The sequence below is a fragment of the Burkholderia latens genome (assembly GCF_001718795.1).
GTDB lineage: Bacteria > Pseudomonadota > Gammaproteobacteria > Burkholderiales > Burkholderiaceae > Burkholderia > Burkholderia latens_A.
Genome location: NZ_CP013437.1, coordinates 121,256 through 146,357 on the forward strand (window position 1 = coordinate 121,256; position 25,102 = coordinate 146,357).

At 70.0% G+C, this 25,102-nt stretch carries 22 protein-coding genes; 11 read left to right on the forward strand and 11 right to left on the reverse strand.

What is annotated here, in order from left to right; genetic code table 11:
- The first annotated feature begins 166 nt into the window (after positions 1-166).
- From WK25_RS16190 to WK25_RS16200, 3 genes are all read left to right on the forward strand, one after another.
- The gene (locus WK25_RS16190) at positions 167-385 is read left to right on the forward strand and encodes a hypothetical protein (RefSeq protein WP_069242098.1); all 219 of its coding nucleotides are present in this window, start codon (positions 167-169) and stop codon (positions 383-385) included.
- A gap of 270 nt (positions 386-655) precedes the next feature.
- Complete coding sequence (locus WK25_RS16195; RefSeq protein WP_069242099.1) at positions 656-1,567, forward strand: manganese catalase family protein; 912 nt, start codon at positions 656-658, stop codon at positions 1,565-1,567.
- A gap of 220 nt (positions 1,568-1,787) precedes the next feature.
- Positions 1,788-2,264 carry an NUDIX hydrolase gene (locus WK25_RS16200; protein ID WP_069242429.1) on the forward strand — a complete coding sequence of 159 codons (477 nt, stop codon included), beginning with the start codon at positions 1,788-1,790 and terminating at the stop codon, positions 2,262-2,264.
- On the opposite strand, the gene WK25_RS16205 is transcribed toward WK25_RS16200, so the two are convergent.
- Positions 2,239-2,721 (reverse strand): hypothetical protein, encoded by a 483-nt coding sequence (locus WK25_RS16205; protein WP_069242100.1) that lies wholly within the window; start codon positions 2,719-2,721, stop codon positions 2,239-2,241. The two genes, WK25_RS16200 and WK25_RS16205, sit on opposite strands and share 26 nt — an antisense overlap.
- Positions 2,721-5,699 carry a formate dehydrogenase subunit alpha gene (fdhF, locus tag WK25_RS16210; RefSeq protein ID WP_069242101.1) on the reverse strand — a complete coding sequence of 993 codons (2,979 nt, stop codon included), beginning with the start codon at positions 5,697-5,699 and terminating at the stop codon, positions 2,721-2,723. Before fdhF ends, WK25_RS16205 begins: the two co-directional genes overlap by 1 nt.
- 234 nt (positions 5,700-5,933) lie before the next feature.
- On the opposite strand from fdhF, the gene coxB (WK25_RS16215) reads away from it, so the two are divergent.
- From coxB (WK25_RS16215) to WK25_RS16240, 6 genes are read left to right on the forward strand one after another with little or no spacing between them, the layout of a single operon-like run.
- Complete coding sequence (gene coxB, locus WK25_RS16215) at positions 5,934-7,028, forward strand: cytochrome c oxidase subunit II (RefSeq protein WP_083253034.1); 1,095 nt, start codon at positions 5,934-5,936, stop codon at positions 7,026-7,028.
- Positions 7,025-8,968 carry a cytochrome c oxidase subunit I gene (ctaD, locus tag WK25_RS16220; RefSeq protein ID WP_059545839.1) on the forward strand — a complete coding sequence of 648 codons (1,944 nt, stop codon included), beginning with the start codon at positions 7,025-7,027 and terminating at the stop codon, positions 8,966-8,968. Before coxB (WK25_RS16215) ends, ctaD begins: the two co-directional genes overlap by 4 nt.
- Positions 8,965-9,585 (forward strand): cytochrome c oxidase subunit 3, encoded by a 621-nt coding sequence (locus WK25_RS16225; protein WP_059545841.1) that lies wholly within the window; start codon positions 8,965-8,967, stop codon positions 9,583-9,585. The genes ctaD and WK25_RS16225 overlap by 4 nt, the downstream gene beginning before the upstream one ends.
- On the forward strand, positions 9,582-9,914 hold the full coding sequence (locus WK25_RS16230) for a hypothetical protein (RefSeq protein WP_038570260.1): 333 nt from the start codon (positions 9,582-9,584) through the stop codon (positions 9,912-9,914). The genes WK25_RS16225 and WK25_RS16230 overlap by 4 nt, the downstream gene beginning before the upstream one ends.
- Positions 9,911-10,873 (forward strand): cytochrome c oxidase assembly protein, encoded by a 963-nt coding sequence (locus WK25_RS31930; protein ID WP_226209012.1) that lies wholly within the window; start codon positions 9,911-9,913, stop codon positions 10,871-10,873. Before WK25_RS16230 ends, WK25_RS31930 begins: the two co-directional genes overlap by 4 nt.
- Positions 10,870-12,162: a cytochrome c gene (locus tag WK25_RS16240; protein ID WP_069242102.1), complete on the forward strand. Its 1,293-nt coding sequence runs from the start codon at positions 10,870-10,872 to the stop codon at positions 12,160-12,162. The genes WK25_RS31930 and WK25_RS16240 overlap by 4 nt, the downstream gene beginning before the upstream one ends.
- An 81-nt stretch (positions 12,163-12,243) precedes the next feature.
- Here WK25_RS16240 and WK25_RS16245 read toward each other — a convergent pair whose 3' ends face one another.
- The 7 genes from WK25_RS16245 to WK25_RS16275 form a co-directional block, all read right to left on the reverse strand.
- Positions 12,244-12,726 (reverse strand): BON domain-containing protein, encoded by a 483-nt coding sequence (locus tag WK25_RS16245; protein WP_038572098.1) that lies wholly within the window; start codon positions 12,724-12,726, stop codon positions 12,244-12,246.
- A 452-nt stretch (positions 12,727-13,178) separates the two neighbouring features.
- Positions 13,179-13,916 carry an FRG domain-containing protein gene (locus WK25_RS16250; protein ID WP_069242103.1) on the reverse strand — a complete coding sequence of 246 codons (738 nt, stop codon included), beginning with the start codon at positions 13,914-13,916 and terminating at the stop codon, positions 13,179-13,181.
- A gap of 240 nt (positions 13,917-14,156) precedes the next feature.
- Positions 14,157-14,549, reverse strand: coding sequence for a DUF305 domain-containing protein (locus WK25_RS16255; RefSeq protein ID WP_038570269.1), 393 nt, complete (start codon positions 14,547-14,549; stop codon positions 14,157-14,159).
- Positions 14,550-14,625: 76 nt separating this feature from the next.
- The gene (locus tag WK25_RS16260) at positions 14,626-16,293 is read right to left on the reverse strand and encodes a GMC family oxidoreductase (protein ID WP_069242104.1); all 1,668 of its coding nucleotides are present in this window, start codon (positions 16,291-16,293) and stop codon (positions 14,626-14,628) included.
- Positions 16,283-16,942 carry a gluconate 2-dehydrogenase subunit 3 family protein gene (locus tag WK25_RS16265; protein WP_069242105.1) on the reverse strand — a complete coding sequence of 220 codons (660 nt, stop codon included), beginning with the start codon at positions 16,940-16,942 and terminating at the stop codon, positions 16,283-16,285. The genes WK25_RS16260 and WK25_RS16265 overlap by 11 nt, the downstream gene beginning before the upstream one ends.
- Entirely contained in the window at positions 16,939-17,790 is an 852-nt protein-coding gene (locus WK25_RS16270) for a hypothetical protein (RefSeq protein ID WP_069242106.1), read from the reverse strand. The genes WK25_RS16265 and WK25_RS16270 overlap by 4 nt, the downstream gene beginning before the upstream one ends.
- Before the next feature lie 54 nt (positions 17,791-17,844).
- The gene (locus tag WK25_RS16275; protein WP_069242107.1) at positions 17,845-18,945 is read right to left on the reverse strand and encodes an enolase C-terminal domain-like protein; all 1,101 of its coding nucleotides are present in this window, start codon (positions 18,943-18,945) and stop codon (positions 17,845-17,847) included.
- Between the two features lie 172 nt (positions 18,946-19,117).
- Here WK25_RS16275 and WK25_RS16280 point away from each other — a divergent pair, with 172 nt between their 5' ends.
- A complete protein-coding gene (locus tag WK25_RS16280; protein WP_059545853.1) occupies positions 19,118-20,926 on the forward strand; it encodes a thiamine pyrophosphate-requiring protein in 1,809 nt (602 codons plus the stop codon).
- A gap of 60 nt (positions 20,927-20,986) precedes the next feature.
- On the opposite strand, the gene WK25_RS16285 is transcribed toward WK25_RS16280, so the two are convergent.
- Positions 20,987-22,765: a glycoside hydrolase family 15 protein gene (locus WK25_RS16285; RefSeq protein ID WP_059545855.1), complete on the reverse strand. Its 1,779-nt coding sequence runs from the start codon at positions 22,763-22,765 to the stop codon at positions 20,987-20,989.
- A gap of 5 nt (positions 22,766-22,770) precedes the next feature.
- Positions 22,771-23,754 carry an SDR family oxidoreductase gene (locus WK25_RS16290; protein ID WP_069242433.1) on the reverse strand — a complete coding sequence of 328 codons (984 nt, stop codon included), beginning with the start codon at positions 23,752-23,754 and terminating at the stop codon, positions 22,771-22,773.
- Positions 23,755-24,071: 317 nt separating this feature from the next.
- Here WK25_RS16290 and coxB (WK25_RS16295) point away from each other — a divergent pair, with 317 nt between their 5' ends.
- The gene (coxB, locus tag WK25_RS16295) at positions 24,072-25,100 is read left to right on the forward strand and encodes a cytochrome c oxidase subunit II (protein ID WP_038570296.1); all 1,029 of its coding nucleotides are present in this window, start codon (positions 24,072-24,074) and stop codon (positions 25,098-25,100) included.
- Positions 25,101-25,102: the final 2 nt, after the last annotated feature.

A 25,102-nucleotide genomic window follows, 5' to 3' on the forward strand; every position in this document is an offset into this window, starting at 1 on the left:
GCAAGGGCCGAGCCGCATCGCATGCTTCGGCCTCGACGGTGCGTGCGAGCAAACCGCGCGCCCGGCGGCGCCTCGCGATGACGCGGGCGGCCCCGAATCCCCGCGCACCGATGGCACGGCCGATGCGCCGCACGGGATCCACGCATGACGAAAGGAAACCGCACCTATGATCCGCTCGACGTCCCTCGACACCGATTCGCAAGAAGAAGACCGTGGCGACAGCACGCCCGGCCCCGAAGGCAAGCGCCGCGACACCGGCACGCCGCCGCCGCGCAGCGCGCGCGATCCCGCAGAGGGCAAGCCGTCCGCACCCGACGACATCCGCCCGGCGCCGCCAACCGGCGAACCGCCGGCGCGCGAACGTGAACGCGGCGATTCGCGCTGACCGCACATTACCGCCGCGGCCCGCGCGGCAGCCTGCGCGCGCCCGCGGCAGAAATGACAACGCGTTGAAAAATCGCGGGCAGTCGTGCCGCCCGCGGCAAGGACGATGCACGGCAGTAGCGCGGCCGCGCACACGCGCAGCGAGCGCACTTCCCATCCGCGCTCCAGCGGTTCACGCCGCGCATTGGTATCGCACCCACCACTACTACAGGCGCGCCCCGTGCTCGGTCCTCCGTCGCAGGTGCCATCAACTTTTTCACACGGAGGTTTCATGTTCATCCACAACACACGGCTTCAGTACACGGTGCGCGTCGACGCACCGAACCCCGGGCTCGCGAACCTGCTGCTCGAACAGTTCGGCGGGCCGCAGGGCGAACTCGCCGCCGCGATGCGCTACTTCACGCAGGCAATCACCGAAGAGGATCCGGGCCGCAAGGACATGCTGTTCGACATCGCGACCGAGGAATTGAGCCACCTCGAGGTGATCGGCTCGCTGGTCGCGATGCTGAACCGCGGCGCGAAGGGTGAACTCGCCGAGGCGGTCGACGAACAGGCCGAGCTGTACCGCAAGCTGCACGGTGCAGGCAACGACAGCCACGTGACACAACTGCTGTACGGCGCCGGTTCGCCGCTGACGAATTCGGGCGGCGTGCCGTGGTCGGGCGCGTACATCGACACGATCGGCGAACCGACGGCCGACCTGCGCTCGAACATCGCGGCCGAAGCGCGCGCGAAGATCATCTACGAGCGGCTGCTCAACGTGACCGACGATCCGGGCATCCGCGACGCGCTCGGTTTCCTGATGACGCGCGAGGTGTCGCACCAGAAGTCGTTCGAGAAGGCGCTGTACGCGATCACCGCGAACTTCCCGCCGGGCAAGCTGCCGCCGGTCGAGCCGTACGACCGCGTGTACTTCCGGATGCAGGACGGCGAACCGGTGCCCGGCCCGTGGAACCGCGGAGATTCGCTGTCGTTGCGGCGCGGCGAGCCGGCCGTCGACGGCGGTGACGGCGCCGCGAAGGGCGCGGTCGAGCCGCAACAATCGGAGGCACTCGAAGCGATGACGCGCCGCCTCGCATCCGACCCGCGCTGCGATCCGGTGACGGGGGCCGAACTCGGCGCGGGCGCACCGCGCGACAGCACTGCAGCGTCTGCGGCCGGCACGCCGCCCAAGAAGCCTTGAGCGCGGCCCATCGGCAGCCGCGGCGCGCGCGCCGCGTGCGCCGCAGCCCGCCAACGCGTCACCGCCCGTTCCGACGCACCGCGGCAACGCCGCTGCTGCCGGCAGCCGATGCGCCAGCGCATGGCCCGGCGGCTGGCCGGCTGCGCGACCGCGATGCGCGCGGGCACACCGGTTGCTGTATGTCGTCATGGACCTCGCCCTGCTCCGCCGCCTACCCGGCATGACACTACCCGATCCATCCGACTTCCCCGTTCGCGCGGTGCCGCTGGCACCGCTGGTGAAGGAACGCGCGACGATCGTCTGTCACCGCAACAACCGCGTGCTGCTTGTCGCACGCCGGCCGTCGTCGCGCTGGACGCTTCCGGGCGGCGTGATCCGGCGCGGCGAGTCGGCGCTCGACGCCGCACATCGCGAACTGCAGGAGGAAACCGGGCTCGTCGATCTCGAACTCGCTTATTTCTTCTACGTCGACGGCAGCGTGAAGCGTCATCACGTATTCGTCGCGAGGCTGCCACCCGACCAGCATGCGTGTCCGGGCCGCGAGATCGCGCTGTGCCGCTGGGTTCATCTCGATGCAGTGCGGCGCTGGCCGGCGAGCGCGCCGACGCAGCGCATCGTGCAGACGATCTCGAACCTGATCCGCGCGCAGGCCGCGCGCGGCGCCGACGCGGTCACGCGTCCGTCGGCTTCCCGCTGAGCGTCGTGATCGGCGCCTCGGGTTCGCGCGCGAGGCCCTGAGCGAATACCTTCAGCCCTTCGAGCAGCGGCGTCAGCGCATCCCACAGCGCTTCGTCGTGCAGCAGCCGGTACACGCCGCGCACGCCGGGCGCCGCATGCTCGTGCTCGGACGGTTTCCACGCGCCGACGTGACGCAGCGCGTCTGCGGCCGCGAACATCGTCTTGCCGAACTGCTCGGGCGGGATGCTCGACAGCGCCATCACCAGCATCGCGAGGTTCTGCACGCCGGTCTGTGTGCCCGGTTTGTCGAGCGCGCCGACCAGCACTTCGGCGATACGTGCGTTCGCGCTCACGACATCGTTCGCGAAGCGCAGGAAGCCGTGCCGGTGCAGGCTGCCGAGCAGGCGTTCGAGCGCATCGTGCGCATCGGGCTCCGTCTGGGGAGGCGTCACATCGTGGGGCAGGCGTTCGGCCATCAGCTTTTCTCCGGATGAGGCGCCGCGTCGGGCGGCGCAACGTAGTCGGGTCGCGACCATTTGGCCGCGGCGTCGATGCCCGCGTTCGGCGTGCGTGCGCCGTAGCGGAAATTGCCGGCCGGCAACGGCCGTGCGTCGCGCGGACGCGGCAGCACGTCGAGCCGCACGGCGAGCTCCTTGTACGCGGGCGTGTTGACGTCGGGATCGTGGTGTTCTCCCGTCAGCTCGTTCGCGCCGGGCTTGCCCTGGTGAATCGGCAGAAACAGCGTGTTGCCGCGCACGCGATCGGTGACGAGCGCGATCATCTCGGCCGAGCCGCGCCGCGACGTGAGGCGCACCCACGTGCCGTCCTCGATTCCGCGCGCGGCCGCGACCTCGCGGCTCACCTCCACGAACCATTCGGGCGACAGCCCCCACAGCCGTCCGCCGCGGCCGCTCTGGTTCGTCGACTGGAAATGTTCGAGCATCCGTCCGTTGTCTGCGAGCAGGTCGTATTCGTCGTCGGCGTCCTCGGCGGGAGGCTGCCATTTGACCGGATGCAGTTTCGCGCGGCCGTCCTCCGTGTGGAAACGCTCCGTATAAAGCAACGGCGTGTCCGTGCCGTCGGCGCGCACCGGCCACACGAGCGACTGCCAGCCTTCTAGGCGCGCATAGCTGACGCCGGCGAACATCTCGGCAATGCCGGCTACCTCGTCCATGATCTGCGACGGATGCGTGTAACCCCAGTCATGGCCCATCCGCGCCGCGAGATCGGTCAGGATGCGCCAGTCGGGACGGCTGTTGCCGAGCGGCGGCATCACCTCGTAAAAGCGCTGGATTCTCCGTTCGGTATTGACGAACGTGCCGTCCTTTTCGACGCTCGGGCAGCCGGGGAGCACGACGTCCGCGAATTCGGCGGTGCGGCTCATGAAAATGTCCTGCACCACGAAGAAGTCGAGCTGCGAGAACGCGCGGTGTACGTTCTCGGAATCGGCGTCCGAGAACGCCGTTTCCTCGCCGATCACCATCATCGCCTTCAGGCGCCCTTGCGCGGCCTGCTCGACCATCATGAAATTGTCCTCGCCGATCGTCGACGACAGCGCCCCCGGCTCGACACCCCACGCGCGCGCCCATTTGTCCCGCACCGCGTCGTCGGTGACCTTCTCGTATCCCGGATAGACGTTCTTCAGGCAGCCGAAGTCGCTCGCGCCCTGCACATTGTTGTGGCCGCGCATCGGATAGCCGCCGGTGCCCGGCCGGCCGTAGTTGCCGGTCACGAGCAGCAGGTTCGACAGCGCCGTGCTCGCGTCGGCGCCGTGACTGTGCTGCGTGATGCCCATTGCCCAGACGATGCAGACGCTCGGCGAGCGCCCGATCATGTCGGCCGCTTCGACGAGCTGCTCGCGCGCGATGCCGGTCGTTTGCGCGGCGAATTCCATCGTGAACGGTTCCAGCGACGCGCGGTAGTCGTCCACGCCGTTGACCCGCGCGGCAAGGAAATCGGTATCGGCGAGCCCGTGGTCGAACGCGTAGCGCGCGAATGCCGACGCCCATACGAGATCCGTGCCGGTGCGCGGGCGCAAGTGCAGATCGGCGCGCTCCGCCATCTCGTGGCGGCGCGGATCGACGACGATCAGCCGCTGGCCGCGCAGCTTGCGCGCGGCTTTCAGGCGCGACGCGATCACCGGGTGACATTCCGCGGTATTGCTGCCGACGATCACGATCAGGTCGGCCGCCGCGAGATCGGCGATCGTGCCTGCGTCGCCGCCGTAGCCGACCGTGCGGAACAGCCCCATCGTCGCCGGGTTCTGGCAGTAGCGCGACGAATTGTCGACGCTGTTGGTGCCGATCACGAGCCGCGCGATCTTCTGCGTCAGATACGCCTCTTCGTTGCTCGCCTTGCTCGACCCGATGAAGCCGATGCTGTCGGGGCCGTGTGCGGCGCGGATTTCCAGCAGCCGTCGCGCGACGACGTCGAGCGCCTCGTCCCACGACACTTCGTGAAAGCGGCCATGCTCGCGCACGAGCGGCGTCGTGAGCCGCTTTGGATCGTTGACGAAATCCCAGCCGAAGCGGCCCTTCACGCAGGTCGAGATGCCGTTGGCCGGCGCGTCGACGACGGGCTGCACCTTCAGCACGTGCCGGTCGCGTGTCCACATCTCGAATGCGCAACCGACGCCGCAATACGTGCAGACGGTCTTGGTGCGCCTGATTTCGGCCTGGCGCAACGCGATGTCCACCTTCGACACGCCGGTGACCGGCGGCGCACCGATCGTGCGCTCAAGCACCTTCACGAAATCGATAAGCGGTCGCTTGACCGTTTCCGGCATCGCGGTAAACGGGCCCGCATCGGGCTGCATCGATTTCTCGAGCAGTGCGTTGCACGGGCACACCGTGACGCAATGCCCGCAGCTCACGCAACTCGATTCGCCGATCGCGCTGCCGCTGTCCCACAGCACGCGCGGATGCTCCATCGAGAAATCGATGCTCAACGTCTCGTTTACCTCGACGTTCTGGCACGCCTCGACACACCGCCCGCACAGGATGCACTGGTCCGGGTCGTACGTGTAGAACGGGTTGGATTCGTCCTTCGCGTACGGCTTGCGCTGATACGCATAGCGCTGGATCGGCAGATGCATGTCGGCGAACGTGTTGTGGAGCGTGCAATCGCCCGTGTTGTGTTCGCAGACGCTGCAGTACAACTCGTGCTTCGCGAGCAGCCGGTCCATCCCTTCCTCGCGCGCGCGCCGCGCCCGCTCGGACCGGCTTACGACCGCGAGCCCATCGGCGCTGCGCAGCGCGCATGCGCGTGCCAGCTCGCCGTCCCCGGTTTCGACCCAGCAGACGTCGCAGGTCTGCAACGCGCCGAGCGCGCGGTGGTAGCACACGTGCGGCAGCGACACGTCGTGCTCGGCGAGGAAATCCAGCAGCGGCTGATCGGCGTCGCCACGCAGCGTGGCGCCGTCGAACTTGATCGAACAGGTTCGGGAGTCGGCCATGGGAGTCTCTGGCAGGAACGGTGGGCATTGCCGGTCGCCCGGCGCATCGCGCGTGCCCGGCCGTCCGAGCCCGCATTGCCCCGGACTCGCGCGCATCGGCATGGCGAAGCGGCGCGGATTTTGTAATTACGGCGCGTCGGGGCCGAATGCGGCCGCAGTCGCACGCGCGCCGGCGGCCCGCCGCCGGGGAACGCGGATTGCTGTAGCGCACCGTCCTCCCCATACCTGCGCCCCATGGTCCTCCGTGCCGCGTCACCTCCCCGCCGTGCCATCGTGCGTGAACTCGCGGCCGCACGCCGCCTGTGCGCCGCCGCGACGCTGGCGGCCACGTCGTGCGCGCACGCCGCATGGCCGGACCAAAACGCGTTGCGCCCCGCAGGCATCCAGGCGGTGCGGATCGCGTCGCTGTGGCACTGGACGCTGCTCGTGTGTGCGCTCGTGTTCGCCGCCGTGCTCGCGGCACTCGCACTTGCGCTGTGGCGCCGCGCGCCGGCCGGCGCGGCGGCGCCGATGGAGGACGACCGGCCGCTGCCGCCCGATCCGCGCCGCGAGCGCCGTGCGAGCCGCGTAACGCGGACCGCGACGGCGGCGTCGGTCGTCGTGCTGGCCGGCCTGATCGTCGCGGACGTGCTGACCGACCGCGCGCTGTCGCGGCTGCCGGTGACCGACGCACTGCGCATCGAGATGACGGGCCACCAGTGGTGGTGGGACGTGCGCTACCCCGCCGACGGCGCAGGCGGCGACGGCGGCTTCGCGACGGCGAACGAGCTGCACGTGCCGGTCGGGCGTGCGGTGATCGTGTCGCTGAAGGCTGCCGACGTGATCCATACGTTCTGGGCGCCCAACCTGCACGGCAAGAAAGACATGATCCCCGGCCGCGACGCGACGATCGCGTTTCGCGTCGACAAGCCCGGCCGGTATCGCGGGCAGTGCGCGGAATACTGCGGCCTCGAGCATGCGTTGATGGCGTTCGTCGTGGTGGCCGAGCCGCAGGCGCAGTTCGATGCGTGGGTCGCGCAGCAGCGTCGGCCTGCCGTCGACGCGCCGTCGTCGTTCGCGCAGGCCGGCCAGCGCGTGTTCGTCGCCGGCGCATGCGCGACTTGCCACACGGTGCGCGGCACGCCCGCATCCGGCACGCTGGGCCCCGACCTCACGCACGTGATGAGCCGCTCGATGCTCGCGGGCGGCACGTTCCCGAACGATCGCGCGCATCTGGCCAGATGGTTGCGTACGCCCGGCGCGCTGAAACCGGGCACGACGATGCCGCCGAGCACGCTGAGCCCGATGGAGCAACAGGCTGTGATCGCGTGGCTGGAGACGCTGCGATGAGCGCGCATCGTTCGCCGCCTTCCGCGCAGCCGCTGCTCGACGGCCCGGCCGGCGGCCAGGCCGCCGTCGACGCGCTCGCGCGCACATGGAGCGACCGGCCCGGCTTCATCGGGATGCTGGCTGCGGTCAATCACAAGACGATTGCACGCCGCTTCGTGATCACGACCTTCACGTTCTTCGTGCTGGGCGGGCTGTTTGCGCTCGCGATGCGCATGCAGCTCGCAAGCGCCGACAATCGCCTGCTCGGCCCCGCCACGTACGACCAGTTCTTCACGATGCACGGCACGACGATGATGTTCCTGTTCGCCGTGCCGGTGATGCAGGCGGTCGCAGGCTGGATCGTGCCGCTGATGATCGGCGCCCGCACGGTCGCGTTTCCGCGGATGAATGCGTACGCGTACTGGGTCTTCCTGTTCGGCGGCCTCACGCTGTATGTCGGCTTCGCGCTCGGCGCACGGCCCGACGCCGGCTGGTTCAGCTACGTGCCGCTTGCCGGCCCCGACTATTCGACCGGCAAGGGCGCCGACATCTGGGCGCAGATGATCACCTTCTCCGAGCTGTCGGCACTGATCGAGGCAGTGGTGCTGATCACGACGATCCTGAAACTGCGCGCGCCAGGCATGTCGCTCGACCGGATGCCCTTGTTCGTGTGGGCCACGCTCGTCACGCAATTCATGGTGCTGTTCGCGATGCCGGCCGTCATGCTGTCCAGCACCGCGCTGATTCTCGATCGCCTCGTCGGCACCCATTTCTACAATCCCGCGCGCGGCGGCGACGTGCTGCTGTGGCAGCACCTGTTCTGGTTCTTCGGGCATCCGGAGGTCTACCTGATCTTCATCCCGCCGCTCGGCTTCATCTCGACGATCGTGCCGACCTTCGCGCGCCGGCCGATATTCGGCTACCCGGCGATGGTGCTAGCGCTGATCGCGACCGCGTTCCTCGCGTTCGGCCTGTGGGTGCATCACATGTATGCGACGAGCCTGCCTGCGCTCGGCAAAAGCTTCTTCACCGCGGCAAGCCTCGCGATCGCGATTCCATCCGGAATCCAGATCTTCTGCTGGCTCGCGACGCTGTGGCTCGGCCGGCCGCGACTGAAAACCCCGCTGCTGTTCGTGCTCGCGTTTTTCTTCATCCTCGTGCTTGGCGGCCTGACCGGCGTGATGCTCGGCTCGGTATCCCTCGACCTGCAGGTGCACGATACGTACTTCGTCGTCGCGCACCTGCACTACGTACTGCTCGGCGGCGCGGTGTTTCCACTGTTCGGCGCGTTCTACTACTGGTTCCCCAAGCTGACCGGGCGGCTGCTCGACGAAACGCTCGGCCGCGTGCAGTTCTGGCTGTTCTTCATCGGCTTCAACCTGACTTTCTTTCCAATGCATGTGCTCGGCCTCGACGGCATGCCGCGCCGCGTTTGGACTTATCCGGCGCACCGCGGCTGGGACGGGCTGAACCTGATCTCGACCATCGGCGCATGGGCGATCGCGCTCAGCGTGCTGCTGTTCGTCGTCAACGTCGTACGCAGCCGCACGCGCGGCGCGCCGGCCGGCGCCGATCCGTGGGGCGCGGGCACGCTCGAATGGCTGACGCCGAGCCCGCCGCCGCCGCACAATTTCGACACGCTGCCGGTGGTCCACGGGCCGGAGCCGCTGTGGGAACCGGCGCGCGAACCGCGTTGCGTGGCGGGGCTCGCCACCGATCGCCGCGAAGTGCTGACGACCACCGCGCTCGACGCGACGCCGGACCTGCGTCCGCTGTTTCCGGGCCCGTCGCTGTGGCCGTTCGCGAGCGCGGTCGCGACGACGATCCTGTTCATCGGCTCGATCTTCACGCCATGGGCGGTCGTGTGGGGAGCGGTGCCGGTCACCGCCGCGCTGATCGGCTGGTTCTGGCCGACGCGCCGCGAAACGGCGCTTGCGCGGGAACGGGAGCAGCGGCCATGAGCGACACGCGCACGCGCGCCGGCCTGCCCGACACGCTCGACGTCAGCGCGTTGCCGACCTATGCGCACGGGCCGCGCAGCATCACATGGTGGGCGACGGGCGGCCTGATGCTGGTCGAAGGCACCGTGTTCGCGATCGCGCTGATGACGTATTTCTATCTGCGCAGCCTGGCGCCGAGCTGGCCGCTCGGCGCGCCGCCGCCCGCACTGTGGGCAGGCACGCTGAACACCGTGCTGATGCTCGCGAGCCTCGCGCCGAACTTCGCCGCGCAGCGCGCGGCCGAGCGCGGCGATCTGGTCGGCGCGCGCACGTGGCTCGCCGTGTGCGCTGCCGGTGCGTGGATATTCATCGTCGTGCGCGCATTCGAATTCGGCACGCTGAACGTGGACTGGTACACGAATGCGTACGGCTCGGTCGCGTGGCTGCTGATGGGCCTGCATACGACGCACCTGATCACCGATGCGATCGATTCGTCCGTGCTTGCCGCGCTGCTGTTTACGGGGCCGTTCGAACGCAAACGCTTCGGCAACGTCGGCGAGAACGCGCTCTACTGGTATTTCGTCGTGCTGAGCTGGCTGCCGATCTACGCGACCGTCTACCTGGTGCCGCGACTATGAAGAAGATGCCGATGCGGATCTGGATCGCGCTACTCGGTGCGCCGTCGGCGGTGCTTGCCGTACTGTCCGTCGACTATGCGATGGCCGACCCGGCTTGCGTCTGGCGCAGCACGCTGCCGATACTCGCGCTGACGGCCGTCGCCGCGGCGGCCACCGGCACGTGTGCGGTGCTCGCGTGGCGCACGCCGCACGCGCATCGCCGCGCGGCCGGCGGCGGCACGCCCCGGGCATTGCTTGCGCAAGTCGGTGCGGGGGCCGGCGCGTTGTCGACGTTCGCGCTGGCGGCGTTCTGCGTTGCATCGTGGATCGTGCCGATCTGCGCGTCATGACGATGGGAGCCGCGATCATGAGGGCACCGGGTTCGCGCAGGTCAACGGCTTTCACCGCGCTCGTACGCGGCGCGATGCTGATCGCGGGCGCGCAGACGCTGGACGCCCACGCGCATGTGATCGCGGCCGGCAGCGTGGATACGAACGCGCTCGGCTGGCCGTTCGAGCCGTTCGTCATCGCGCTGCTTGCGACGGCCGCTGTCGGTTATGCGCTCGGATATCGGCGGCTCGCGCGGCAAAGCCGGCGTGGACGCACGCAACTGATGCGCCGCGCGGCCGCCTTCTCGGTCGGCCTCGCGACGCTGTTCGTCGCGCTGTGCACGCCGCTCGACACGCTGAGCGGCGTGCTGTTTTCCGCGCACATGGTGCAGCACGAGTTGCTGATGATCGTCGCGGCGCCGCTGGCGGTGCTCGGACGCCCGCTGCCGACGTGGCTGTGGGCGCTGCCGCCGAGCGCGCGGTTCCGTGTGGCCCGGGTTGCCCGCACGCGCTGGCTGCGCACGTCGTGGCGCGCCGCGACGGCGCCGGTACCGGCATGGCTCCTGCATGCGGCCGCACTGTGGATCTGGCATATCCCGCGCTGCTTCGATGCGGCGCTCGCGGCGCCCGGCGTTCATACGCTTCAGCATGCGAGCTTCCTCGGCAGCGCGCTGCTGTTCTGGCGCGCGGTGTTCGACGATGCCGCGCGGCCAGCGCACGGCGCGTCGGCCGCGCTGTCGCTGTTCACGACGATGGTCCACACGGCCGCGCTCGGCGCACTGATCACGCTGTCGCCGGGGCTCTGGTACCTGCCGTACGCGGAAACGACCACCGCGCTCGGTCTCGCGCCGCTCGAAGACCAGCAACTCGGCGGCCTCGTGATGTGGGTACCGGCCGGGCTCGCATACGTCGCCGCCGCGCTCGCGCTCGTCGCGCGCTGGTTGCGGCGGCCGGCCGGCCTTCGCGCGGAGGCGCCATGATGCGCGCTGCTCGCCTGCGCGTCGCTGTTGCTGTCGCGGTCGCGGCGACCGTGCTCGCGATCGCGGAACCGGCGCGCGCGGTCGATCCCGACCCGGCGCTCGTCGAGCGCGGCGCGTATCTCGCGCGCATCGGCGACTGCGCCGGTTGCCACACGGCGCCTGCCGGCGGCATCCCGTACGCCGGCGGCCAGGGTCTCGGCTCGCCGTTCGGCACGATCATGACGACCAACATCACACCCGATCCGCTGTTCGGGATCGGCCGCTATACGCTCAAGGATTTCGACCGCGCGCTCCGGCGCGGCATCGCGCGCGGCAACAAGCGACTCTATCCGGCGATGCCGTACGCATCGTTCTCGAAGCTGACGGACGACGACGTTCGCGCGCTTTACGCGTACATGATGCTAGGCGTGAAGCCGGTCGCACGGCCGTCGCCGTCGAGCGACGTCGCGTTCCCGTTCAACCAGCGCTGGACGCTCGTATTCTGGCAATGGGCGTTCGCGCCGCGCCACGTGTACGCGCCGCGTCCCGGTCGCGATGCACGCTGGAATCGCGGTGCGTATCTCGTGCAATCTCTCGGCCATTGCGGCGCGTGCCACACGCCGCGGGGACCCGCGTACCAGGAGCGCGGCTACGATGAATCGTCGTCGCGCTGGCTGACCGGCGGCACGAACGACCACTGGTTTGCGCCGAACCTGACCGGCGACCCGGGCGCCGGGCTCGGCCGCTTGTCCGCAGACGACATCGCGGCGTTCCTGAAGACCGGGCACGCGGCGGGATTCTCCGCGTTCGGCACGATGGTCGCGCAAGTCGAGGACGGTACGCAGTATCTGAGCGACGACGACGCACGCGCGATTGCCGTGTTCCTGAAATCGCTGCCGGCGCGGCAGCCGACCGGCGGCTACACGCCCGGCGCGACACCGACGCCGGTGCGGCACGGCAATCGCGTACCCGATGCGCAATCGACCGGCGCGAACGTCTACCGTTCGGCCTGTGCGCGCTGCCACGGCGCGGACGGCATGGGCGCGCCGCCTGCGTTCCCGCGGCTCGCCGGCAATCCGGCCGTGCTGACGGCCGACACGACATCGCTGATCCGGCTGCTCGTGGAAGGCGGCAACGCGCCGCGCACACTGACGGGGCCGCCCCGCACATCGATGCCCGGCTTTGCCGGCGTGCTGACGGACGCGCAGATCGCCGGCGCGCTCACGTGGATCCGCAGCGCGTGGGGAAACGATGCGTTGCCGGTTACTGCGAACGACGTGTCCAGCCTGCGCGAGAAGCTGCACAAATGAGCTGGCGCAGCGGCGCGGCTCGGCGCGCCGCGCCACCGCAGCATGCCGAGGCCGGCCGGTGCGCGGCCGCGCGCGCCGGCGTCAATGCATCGGGCCGCCGGGCGGCGCCTTGTACTCGCTGCGCGCGCCCATTGCGTCCTCGACCGCCTTCACGCCGTGCAACGCTGCCACGCCGTCGACGACCGCATGCCGTTCCGCTTCTTCCACCTGGCCGCTCAGGCGGACGTTACCGTGCTCGACGGTCACGTCGACGTCGCGCGGATGCGAAACCAGATGGCCGAGCGCGGCCCGCACGCGCTCGGTGACCTGCGCGTCGTTGGCGTCGCCGGCGAGCCAGTCCGCGCGCAGCCCCGCGATCGCACCGCGCGCATGATCGGCCGCGCGCTTCGCTTGCGTGGTCGCGTAGTCGGCGACGCTGTGTTGGCCTGCGACCGCCTTGTCACGCACGTACGCGCGCCGGCGCTTGCCCGAAGCCGGGTCGAAGAAATACATCGCCGCCGCGCCGCATGCGACGGCCACCGCCAGGTTCAACAGCGGGTTGTTCGAACGAGTTCTGGAAGTCATGGGAGCACCATAGTCGATACCCGGAACCGCCGGGCTTGTCATCCGCAGCAGCACGGGCCGTTCCTCCTCCGCACCGGCCCGCGGCGGCGGCACCGGCGTGCGGCGGACGAAGCGTGTCGCACGGAAACGTGCAATCGAAATGACAAGCGCTTGAAAAATTCGCGGTTCACACGCTGCATGGGGAAGCACGCGAAACGCGCCGGCTTGCATCGATACGCGCGGGCGGGTGGCGGTCCGCTCGCCGTCAAACGGCCCGCATGGATCGCCCCGCCCTCCCGGATCTTGGCGCTGCAACGACGTGCCAGGCCGGCGGCCATACGGGCACGTGCGCTCGCCAACGATTCCGCCGTCGCACGCAGTGGCACGCCGTGCGAGCGCCGGCGCCGCACAAGCGAACGTCCACCAACGTCGACACCCGCCCCACTGCAAGCACGCAAGCGAACCCGCGGCCCTCACTGCGGCGCGTGCGTGTCTTCGTCGTCGGGGAAAAAGCGGATGTCCGTTAGTTGCGCAATGCCGTCGAGATCGGGAAAGATCGTGCCGATGCTCACGCCGACGCCAGCCAGTTCGCGCCGGATCGCGCCAAAGCGCTCGCCCGGCACCACGATGCGCGTCAGGCGGCCGGCGAGATCCGGATCCTCGTCGAGCGGCGCGAATCCACGCGCGCCGTCGTAGCGATGAATCGTGAACCAGCCGTCCTGCGCGGTGATTCTCGGCATCACATGGCGCGGGCGAAACACCTTGGTGCGCGTGATCCGAAGCGGCGCGCGCCGCTCGGCGGCCGTCGCGATGTCGTCGGCATCGTGCGACAGGCACCACACCGCACCGTCGCCGCCGGTGCCGTTCGCGCTCCTGACCGCGAACCACAGTGCGGCGAGCGCATTGCCCGACCAGTCGAGCAGCCGTGTGCGCATCCCGTGCTGCTGCGCGAGCGCGAGCCAGTCGCACGCGTCGAGGTTCGGCGCAGGATCGAGATGCGGCAGCGCGCGCCGCACGAATTCGTCGAGCATTCTCGCTTCGACGTCGGGCGATGCGCATTGCCGCGCGATGCTCGGCACGAGCGGCCAGCCCGCGTTGCATTGCCCGCGGAACAGCCGCGCCGCCGTCGCGCCGTTCGCCGCGCCGATCGCACCGATGTAGTCGGCAATGCTGCCGATCGACTCTTTCGGTGTGCCGCGTTCACGTCCCATGCTGCCGTCTCCCCGTTCATCATCGTCACCGGCGCTCGTAGCCGAAATTGCCGCGCGACGTGCCGCGGCATACCCGGTGCGGCCAGCACGCGAACTCGACCTTGACGACGGTCATGCGTCGATTTCGGTACTGTGCTTCCCCGGGCGGATGCGCAGGATCGCGCAAGCGCGATACCGCATCGGCACGCACCGCCGACCGGCGCTCGCAATCGGCGGCTCGCGCGCACCACGCGTTCGCGCTCAGGGCGTCGCGCCGTGTTCCTTCTGCCAGCGCTCCATCAGCGCGATCTCGTCGCGTTGCGCGGCGATGATGCGGGTCGCAAGCTTGCGCAGCGTCGGATCCTTGCCGTATTTCAGCTCGACCTGCGCCATGTCGATCGCACCCTGATGATGCGGCGCCATGTGCGCGACGAAATCGCGGTCGGCGTCGCCGGTGTAGGGCGCGCCCTCCATCGCGTCCATCATCTTGCGATCGGCGCGCTTGTACGCGTGCGTCGACGATTCGGAAACGGCCGCTTGATCGGGCGGGCGCAGTTGCGCCCGGGCCGGCGATGCGACGACGGCGGCGGCCAGCAGTGCGCACGCGGCGCAATACCGGGCCGCATGCACGGGGCGACGGGTGAGAACACGCATGTCGTAACTCCTTGAGGTGGGTTGTCGAAGGGGCGGGACGGCACAGCACGCACGGCCCGCGGCGCTCACGCCGCGCCTACCGCCACCGTGCGCGCGCATGCGCGTCGCCGCGCGCGACGAGCGCGCGGATGCGATCGGCCGTGCGGCACGCGATCGCCTGGATCGTCAGCGACGGGTTGACGCCGCCGACCGTCGGAAACACCGAGCCGTCGCAGACCCACAGGTTCGGAATGTCCCAGCTGCGGCAGTCGGCATCGACGACGCTCGTCGCCGGATCGTCGCCCATCCGCACCGTGCCCGCGAGGTGGCACGTGTCGTCTTCCTCGTGCCAGATGTCGCGCGCCCCGGCGGCTTCGAGCGACCGGTCCATCTGCGCGAACGCATGACGGATCATCCGGCGATCGTTGTCGTCGTACGAATAGGTGACGCGCGCGACCGGCAGCCCGAACGCGTCGCGCTCGTCCGCCAGCGTTACGCGGTTGTCCACGCGCGGCAGCGTCTCGCCGACGATCTTCAGCCCCGCCTGGAAGTTGTAGCGCGCCATCTCGCGCTTCAGCGCGTCGCCCCACAGCCCGCGCGCGGCAACCTTGCGCGCCCATTCGATCGGTAGCGGGCCCTGGCTCATCCAGCAGTAGCCGCCGAAGAAGTCCTTGCCGTCGTCGGCGTAGTTCCAGTGCTCGGTGAGCGACAGTGACGGCGGCCCCTTGTACCAGCGCACCTCGTCGTCCATGGTGCCCCACGATGCCTGGTTCAGCTGCGCCATCAGATAGCGGCCGACGAGGCCCGAGCTGTTTGCGAGCCCGTGCGGATGACGCCCGTTCGCGGATACGAGCAGCAACCGCGGCGTCTCGATCGCGTAGCCGGCGACGACGACGTTGCGCGCGCGCTGGAACTGCGTGCGGCCGTCGCGCCGGTAGTGGACGCCGGTCACGCGATCGCCGTCGGCTTCGATCCGCAGCGCCATCGCGAGATCCCGCACTTCGGCGCCTGCTGCGACCGCGCGCGGGATCCACGTGACGAGCGCACTCTGCTTCGCGTTCGTCGCGCAGCCGGCGATGCAGAAACCGCGATACACGCACGGATGCGCACGGCCGCGCGGCGCGGACAGCGTTGCGAGCGGCGTCGGCGTCCAGCCGATGCCGAGCGCGTCGGCGCCGCGCGCGAGCACGAGCGCGGCCGCGTTCAGTTCATGGGCGCGGTACGGGTAGCGCGGGCGCGGCGGTCCCCACGGATAGTTCACCGGCCCGCTGATCTTCAGCGCCTGCTCGACTTCGCGGTAGTAGCGCCACATCTCTCGCCAGTCGAGCGGCCAGTCGACGCCATAGCCGAGCAGCGTGCGCGAGCGGAACCATTCGGGCCGAAAGCGCAGCGACACCATCGCGAAGTGCACGGTGCTGCCGCCGATCGCGCGGCCGCTGTTGTTGGTGCCGAGCGTCAGCGGGTTCGCGCCGTCGCAGATCCGCTCGTCGGTCCAGAACAGCTTGCGCTGGTGCGATTCGTCGGAGGCGAATTCCTCCAGAGGCCGCCACCACGCGCCCGCATCGAGCGCGACGACGGAAAAACCATGCTCGGCAAGCCGGCACGCGAGCGTGCCGCCGCCCGCGCCGGTGCCGACGATCACGAAGTCGACAGGCTCGTCGTCGCGGAACATTCGCATCGGCGACCAGCCGCCCACGCGCAACGGATCGGGCGCGCGGCCGTCGCAACCGCGCGGCTTGCCGGCGTACAGCGAATCAGCGTCCATCGCGATCGCCCTCCCCGTCCATCCTCGCTTCCCACGGATCGCGCCGGTTGAAATCCATCCGCACGTAGCCGCGCGGGCTCGCCGGGCCGCCGAAGCCGATCTCGTTCCATGCGAACGGGTGGCTGTAGTACGCGCCGCAAATGTCCATCAGCACGCGTTTCGAGAAGAACATCCGCGGGTCCATGCCGGCCCATGCGGCTTCGACCTCGCGGTCGACTTGCCCGTGCTGGACCGCGCGCAGCAATGCATCGGCGTCGCTCGCGGCGAGTGACGCGAACGGCAGGCCGTACGCGTGGCGCGCCATCGTGTCGAGCGCGGCGAGGCCCGTGTGCCACGCGACACGCAACGGCGGCAGACGCGCGTCGCGAAAGCCGTCGCCTTCGTCGGTCGCGAGCCGGGCGTCGATCAGTGCGGCGGTGGGCACCGTACCGGAGCCGCCCTCCCGCTGCGGGACGATGCGGTCGCACAGCGCGCCGAGCGTCGCGTACTGCTCGGCATCGAAATGGCGCGGCGCGGTCGCGGCGACCCGCAGCCGCGCGTCGATCGCACGACGGGTCGCGTCGTTCCACGATGGCGTGTCGCGCTTCGCGAGCACGTCGTAGCCGGAATAGCGCGGCAGCGCGACCGCGTCGTCGCTGACTCGCTTCATCGTCCCTCCCGTTCGGCGAGCGCGGTCGCGGCGAGACCGGCGATCGCGAGTGCGGTGAAGCTCGGCGGCGCCGGCAGCGGCGGCCCGGACAACACGTTCTGCGACCAGTTGCGCCAGCCGCCCATTTGCCGCGCGACCCCGCGCGCATGGAACGCGACGCCGACGAAGCCGAGCAAGGCCGTCGCGCGCATCCACCAGCGGCTGAAGCGCCGGTCGCCGCACGGGCGGGACGTCGCGATCCGCGCGGCGCTCAGTGCGGCTATCGGCGGCACGATGAGCGGCGCGAACATCGCGCGATGCTGGAACGCACCGCGAAAATGCAGCAACCCGACTTCACCGAACGTGCCGACGAGCCCGGCCGCGACCAGCCCGGCCAGCGCGCGGCCCGCAGGCAGGCCCGCGAGACGCGGCGCGTCGGCCGGACGCGCGCGCAGCCGCTCGCCCGTTGCGCCGAGCAGGCCCGACAACAGCAGCGCGAACGGCGCGCCGAGCGGCGCCCCGTAGAACAGGTTGTGCCAGCTGAACCGGCCCGGCCGCTTCGTCACGTTGTACAGATGGAACGCGGACCCGGCGAGACCGACCGCCGCCGACGCGACGTGCACCGCGTCGCGCAAACGATGCCGTTCGGGCGTGTCGTCGGCGTGACCGTGCACGCTTGCGAGCACCGACAGCGTCGACGCGGCCAGCGGCGCGATCATCGCGCGATTGTGGAACGTGCCGCGATAGTGCTCGATGCCGCTGTCGGCAAGCACCGATCCGGCGAGCAGCAGCGCGCTGCGGTTCAGCAGCCGCGCGGCATCGGTCATCAACCTGTCGTGCTCGTCCGCGCGGTGTCGGGGGTGTCGCATCGGTCCTCCTTGTTGATGATGACGCGCCGTGACGCCGGAATTTTCCGGGAGCATTCACATTGCGAACTCGGCGACGTCGGCGGTGCGCAGTTCGAGGCCGAGGCCAGGGCGCGCCGCGTCGATCTCGAGCGCGCCGTCGACGATCACCGGTGCGCCGTCGAACATCATTCGTTCGATCCGCACGTGATCGTGGAACCATTCGATGTGGCGCATGCGCGGCGCGACGCAACCGACGTGCCGGTGCAGCGCGGGTGCGCAATGCGCGGACACGTCGACGTGATGCGCATCGGCGAGCGCGGCCGCCGCGAGAAACCCGCTGATGCCGCCGCAGCGCGTCGCGTCGGCCTGCAGCACGTCAACCGCGCCGCGTTCGAGCAGGCGCCGAAAATCGTCGGGCGTGTACGCGTATTCGCCGGCGGCGACGTCCACCCGCGCGCCAACGTGTTCGCGCACGAACCGCAACCCTTCGACGTCGTCGCTGCTGACCGGCTCTTCGAACCAGCGAATCGCGCAATCGGCGACCGACTCCGCGAACGCGAGCGCGGTGCGCGGCGCATACGCACCGTTTGCATCGACGAACAGCTCGACGTCGGGGCCGAGCGCGTCGCGCGCGACGCGCACGCGCGACGGATCGCACGCATCGTGTAAGCCGATCTTCATCTTGCATGCACGGACGCCTTCGCCGCGCCAGCCGTCGAACTGCGCGGCGAGCGTTGCATCGTCGTAGGTCGTGAAGCCGCCGCTGCCGTACACCGGCACGCGCTCGCGCATCCGGCCGAGCAGCAGCGCGAGCGGCACGCCGGCGAGCTTGGCCTTCGCGTCCCACAGCGCGGTGTCGAGTGCGGAGATCGCGGTCGCCGCGATGCCGGCGCGCCCGATATTGCGCGCCGCGCGCCACATCGCATCGACGGCGGCCGGGATGTCCGCGAGCGGCCGGTTGCGCAGCACGTCCGCCAGCATGGACGTGACGAGCGACGCGGCGCTCGCGTCGGTGTACGTATAGCCGAGGCCGGTCACCGGCCCCGCGTCGATGCCGACGACGACGATCGTCGTCGCGTGCCATGCGTAAGTGCCATCGGCTTCGGGCCGGTCGGTCGGCACGCGGTACGCGCGGGCGCGCACGTCGTCGATCGCCGGCGCGGCGGAAAGTGCCATCGTCGCTCCGGATTCCTTGCTGTCTGCTTGCAACGTCGGCGCGCAACGCCCATTCCCGTCACCGCCGCCCCGATCTGCACGGCATGCGCCTTGCGCGCCGCCCCGGCAGCGCCGCGCACGGCAACGACCTGCGCGCGGCTCATCGGCTCATCCGGAACCAAGGAGAAACGGCATGGCAACAGTGGCGGATTTCATCGTCGAACGGCTGTACGACTGGGGCGTGCGCCGCATCTACGGCTACCCGGGCGACGGCATCAACGGCTTTTTCGGCGCACTCAATCGCGCCGAGGGCAAGATCGAGTTCATCCAGGCGCGACACGAGGAGATGGCAGCCTTCATGGCGTCCGCGCATGCAAAATTTACAGGCGAGCTCGGCGTGTGCGTCGCGACGTCGGGCCCGGGCGCCGCGCACCTCGTGACGGGCCTTTACGACGCGCGGCTCGACCACATGCCGGTGCTCGCGATCGTCGGCCAGCAGGCGCGCGCGGCGCTCGGCGGCCACTATCAGCAGGAAGTCGATCTGCCGGCGCTGTTCAAGGACGTTGCGGGCGCATTCGTCCAGCTCGCGGTGGTGCCAGCCCAGGTGCGCCATCTGGTCGATCGCGCGGTGCGCACCGCGCTCGGCGCGCGCACGGTCACCGCGCTGGTGCTGCCGAACGACCTGCAGGAGCTCGACTACGCGCCGCCGAAGCGCGCGCACGGCACCGTCCATTCCGGCATCGGCTACACGGCGCCGAAAGTCGTGCCGTACGCGGAAGATCTGCAACGCGCGGCCGACGTGCTGAATGCCGGCAAGAAGGTCGCGATGCTGGTCGGCGCGGGCGCGCTGCACGCGACGGACGAAGTGATCGCAGTGGCCGACCGGCTTGGCGCGGGCGCCGCGAAGGCGCTGCTCGGCAAGGCTGCGTTGCCGGACGACCTGCCGTGGGTAACCGGCTCGATCGGGCTGCTCGGCACCAAGCCGAGCTACGAACTGATGACCGAGTGCGACACGCTGCTCGTGGTCGGCTCCGGCTTCCCGTATTCCGAATTCCTGCCGAAGGAAGGCCAGGCGCGCGGCGTGCAGATCGACCTGAAGGCGGACATGCTGAGCCTGCGCTATCCGATGGAGGTGAACCTCGTCGGCGATAGCGCCGAGACGCTGCGCGCGCTGCTGCCGCTGCTGAACGAGCACAAGGACGCCGCATGGCGCGACCAGATCGCAAAATGGAACACCGACTGGCATGACACGTTGGCCGCGCGTGCGGCCGCAAAGGCCAGCGCGGGGCGCGGCGTGAATCCGCAGCGTGCGTTCACCGAGCTGTCGCCGCGCCTGCCCGACGACGTGATCCTGACGAGCGATTCGGGATCCTGCGCAAACTGGTACGCGCGCGACCTGATGATGCGGCGCGGGATGATGGGTTCGCTGTCCGGCGGCCTCGCGTCGATGGGTGCGGCGGTGCCGTACGCGATCGCCGCGAAGTTCGCGTATCCGGTGCGCCCGGTGATCGCGATGGTCGGCGACGGCGCGATGCAGATGAACAACATGGCCGAGCTGATCACGGTCGCGAAGTACTGGCGGCAATGGCCCGATCCGCGGTGGATCTGCATGGTGCTGAACAACGAGGATCTGAACCAGGTCACGTGGGAGCAGCGCGTGATGGAGGGCGATCCGAAGTTCGGCGCGTCGCAGCAGATTCCGAACGTGCCGTACTACCGCTTCGCGACGCTGCTGGGGCTGAAGGGTATCTACGTGGACGATCCGGAGCAGCTCGGCGCCGCATGGGACGAGGCGCTCGCGTCGGACCGCCCGGTCGTGCTCGAGGTGAAGAGCGATCCGGAGGTGCCGCCGCTGCCGCCGCACGTGACGCTGCAGCAGGCGAAGCATTTCGCCGAAACGCTGCTGAAGGGCGATGCGCGCGAAGCGAACGTGATCGTCGAGACCGCGCGACAGGTGCTGTCGGCCGTGCTGCCGGGCAACGGCGGCAAGCAGGAGTCGTAGCGAACGGCTCGCCGGAACCGCACGACGCGACTTTCGGGTCGTGCGGCGCGAGCCGGCGCGTCAGCCGATATCGACGTCGTCGCGGCCGTCGCCCTGCAACGCGAGCGCCGCGTTCACGAGCCCGACGTGTGCGAGCGTGAACGGAAAATTCCCGCACATGCGCCGCGCATGCAGGTCGTACTCCTCCGCCAGCAGCCCGACGTCGTTGCGCAGCCGCAGCAGCCGCTCGAACTGCGCATGCGCATCGTCGTCGCGGCCCTGCATCCGGTAAACCTGCGTGAGCCAGAAACCGGCCGCGACGAACGCGCCCTCGTCGCCCTCGCAGCCGTCCGCGAAATGTTGCGGCCGATAGCGGAACGGCAGGCCGTCCTCCATCAGCTCCCGCTCGATCGCGGCAACCGTCGCAACGACGCGCGGGTCGGACGCATCGAGCATCCCCGTCAGCGGAATCAGCAACAGGCTCACGTCGAGCCCGTCGCCGTCGTAGCGGTCGACGAAGCGGCCGAGCTTCGCGTGGTAGCCGCGCGCCAGCACGTCGGCGCGCACCGCGTCGGCCCAGCGCCGCCACACGTCGAGCGGCGCATGATGGCCGAACGTCTGCGCGGAGCGATATGCGCTTTCGACGGCGGTCCACACCATCACCTTCGACGACGTAAACCGGTGCCGGCCGCTGCGCACTTCCCAGATGCCTTCGTCCGGCTCGCGCCAGATCGTCGCGAGATGTTCGAGCAGGCGCCGTTCGAGCATCCACGCGTCGTCGTCGGGCGGCAGGCCGTGCCGGCGCGCCTGGTACAGCGCGCCGAGCACCTCGCCGTACACGTCGAGCTGCAACTGGTTGGCCGCCGCGTTGCCGAAGCGCACCGGCCGCGCGCCTTCGTATCCGGCGAGGTGCTCGGCGCGCCACTCCGCCGCGCGGCGGCCGCCGTCGGCCGCGTACAGCACCTGCAGCTGCGACGGATGATCGGCGATCGCGCGCACCAGCCAGTCGCGCCACTTCGCGGCCTCGTCGCGGTAGCCGCAGCGCACCAGCGCGCGCAGCGTGAAGCTCGCGTCGCGCAACCAGCAGAACCGGTAATCCCAGTTGCGCTCGCCGCCGAAGCGCTCGGGCAGCGAACTGGTGGGCGCGGCGACGATCCCGCCGGTGCGCACGCTCGACAACAGCCTGACCGTGATCAACGCGCGCTCGATCGCGTCGCGATACGGGCCTCGGGCGGCGTTGCAATCGGACCAGACGCGCCAGAACGCGTGCGTGTCGCGCAGCGACGCATGCGGATCGGGCACGGCCGGCGGCTGGTCGAACGAGCGCGCGTAGCTGATGCAGAAATCGACGCGTGCGCCCGCCGCGACCTGGTGCGTGCCGACGAGCCGGTCGCTCCGCACGTCGAGCTTCGCGTCGGTGTCGAGCCACATCGCGTCGCCGCCCGTCATCATCCGCCAACGACGGCCCAAGCGGCGGCACCACGGCAACGCGCTGCCGTAGTCGAAGCGCACGCCGAGATCGACGTCGATGTCGACCGTCCCGCGCTCGCCGCTCACGCTGCGGATCAGGCACGGATCGGGCGCGTTCCAGCTCATCCAGTCAGTGACCACGATGCACCCGGACGCGGTTTCGAAGCGCGTTTCGAGCACCGCGGTGCCGGGCAGATAGCGGCGCGTCGCCCGCGCGGCCGGCTCGTGCGGCGCGATGCGAAAACAACCGTTGTCCGGCGTGCCGACAAGCGCGGCGAAGCATGGCGGCGAATCGAAGTCCGGCCAGCACAGCCAGTCGATGCTGCCGTCGAGCGCGACAAGCGCGGCGCTGCGGCCGTCGCCGATCAGCGCGTGGTCCTCGATGCGCATCGCGCTCACCGGTCGATCTTGCGCGCGGCGACCCACGCGGCGGCGAGCATCGCGGCAATCGCGCCATACGCGAGCGCGCGGGTTGTGCCGAGCCCGGCGTCCGCGCCGGTGCGGCGTGCTTCGGCCCCGAACGCGCCGCGCGTCGCATGACGGCCCGGCACCGTACGCCACAGGTTCGACTCGCGCGGGCCGGCGAGCGTCTTGCGTTGCTGGCCGCGCACGGCCGTATATGCGAGATAGCGGTCGAAACAGGCGGGCGCGAGCGCATTCGCGACGATCGCGGCCAGCGACGACCAGCCCACCCAGCGCTCGCGGCCCGGATGCCGTGCGGCGTCGACGATCGCGTCGGCCGCGACTTCCGGCGCGTAGACGGGTGCGACCGGGCGCGGTTCGTGCGGCAACTTCGATTCGGCCCAGTCGAACTGCGGCGTATCGATCGCGGGCAACTGCACCATCGTCACGCGCACGCGGCTGCGCGCATGCAGAAGCTCGCAACGGAGCGCGTCGGTGAAGCCGCGGATCGCGTGCTTTGCGCCGCAGTACGGCGCCTGCAGCGGAATCGACCGGTATGCGAGTGCGGAGCCGACCTGCACGATCGTGCCGCGATTGCGCGCGACCATCCGAGCGAGCGCGGCGCGCGTGCCGTTGACGCAGCCCAGATAGGTAACGTCGGTCACGCGCGCATAGTCTTCCGGGGAGATCTCGTCGAACGGCGCGAACACCGTCACCATCGCATTGTTGACCCACACGTCGAGCGGGCCGAGTTCGCGCTCGATACGTTCGGCTGCCGCATCGAGCGCCGCCGCGTCGCTGACGTCCACGGCGACGGGCAGCGCGTCGACGCCATAGGCGCGCACTTCGCTCGCGGCGTCCTCCAGCGCCCCCGAATCGCGTGCAAGCAGCGCGACGTTGACACCAAGGCGCGCGAACGCATGGGCAGTCGCGCGGCCGACGCCGGCGCTCGCGCCGGTAATCGCGACGGTCTTCACGGTCGATTCCTCCGGATTTTCGGTCAAGGCCGGCGCGCCGCCGAGGCGGCCACGGATCTGCGCGCCGGAACGCGATCGACCCGAGCAAGCGACGTACCGCACAGCAGGACGGACAAGCGATCCACCCGTTCGGCCCAACCGCCCCCCGGATTTACAAGCGCGCTGTAACGCGCCGCGCCGCGTCTTCAGTGGCGGCGCCCGTCGCGTTCGTGCCGCGCACGCACGAAATTTGCTGCGCGACGAACGGTTTGTAGTCATGTCGTCGAATCCGGCAAGGAGTCGTATTGCGCGCCCCGCCGTTCCTGAAAGCACATCGTATGGTTTGCAGCGCCGTCGCCGCGTGCACCGTCGCGCCGGCGCTCGCGCACGCCGCGTCAGTGTCCGTGTCCGATCCGTCGAGCGCCCCGGCCGGCCCGTTGCCGCTCGCATACGTCGCGCATGCGGCGGGCCCCGCTGCGCGGCCGGTGTTCGTGCTGGGCTGGGCGCTGCTTGCGCTATGCACGTTCGTGTGCGTCGCGATCGCGGTGCTGCTGCTGATCGCGCTGTTTCGCCGCCGCGCGCAGCCGGGCGGCGGCCACGGCAGCGGGCTGACGATCGTGACGGTCGGAACCGCGATCTCGATCGTGCTGCTGTTCGGCGCGCTGGTGTACATGCTGCGCGTACTCGGCGCGGTCGCGTCTCCGCCGCGCGCGCCCGCGCTGACGATCGTCGTGACCGCACACGACTGGTGGTGGTCGGTCCGCTATCCGGACGACGCAGGCGGCGCCGCGTTCGTCACCGCGAACGAGATTCATGTTCCCGTCGGCGAGCCGGTCGCGATCGACCTGAAGAGCGCCGACGTGATCCACGCATTCTGGGTGCCGCAACTGGCCGGCAAGACGCAGACGATCCCCGGCCAGACCAACCATCAGTGGCTGCAGGCCGATCGCGCCGGCGTCTATCGCGGGCAATGCTCGCAATACTGCGGCGCGCAGCATGCGCACATGGCGTTCGAAGTGGTGGCCGAGTCGCCCGATGCGTTTCGCGCGTGGCTCGCCGCCCAGCGGCAACCGCCGCCGGCTCCGGCAGCCGGCGCCGAACGGCGCGGCCAGCGCGTATTCGCCGCGCGCTGCGCGGGCTGCCACACGGTGCGCGGCACCGACGCGGCGGGCGACGCCGGCCCGGACCTGACGCATCTCGGCTCGCGCCGGCTGCTCGCCGCCGGCACGCTCGACAACACGCCCGACAACCTGCGGCGCTGGATCGCACAGGCGCAGCAGATCAAGCCGCGGACGCTGATGCCGTCGTTCGCGCTCGCGCCGCGCGACGCCGACGATCTCGCCGCGTATCTCGCCACGCTGCACTGAAC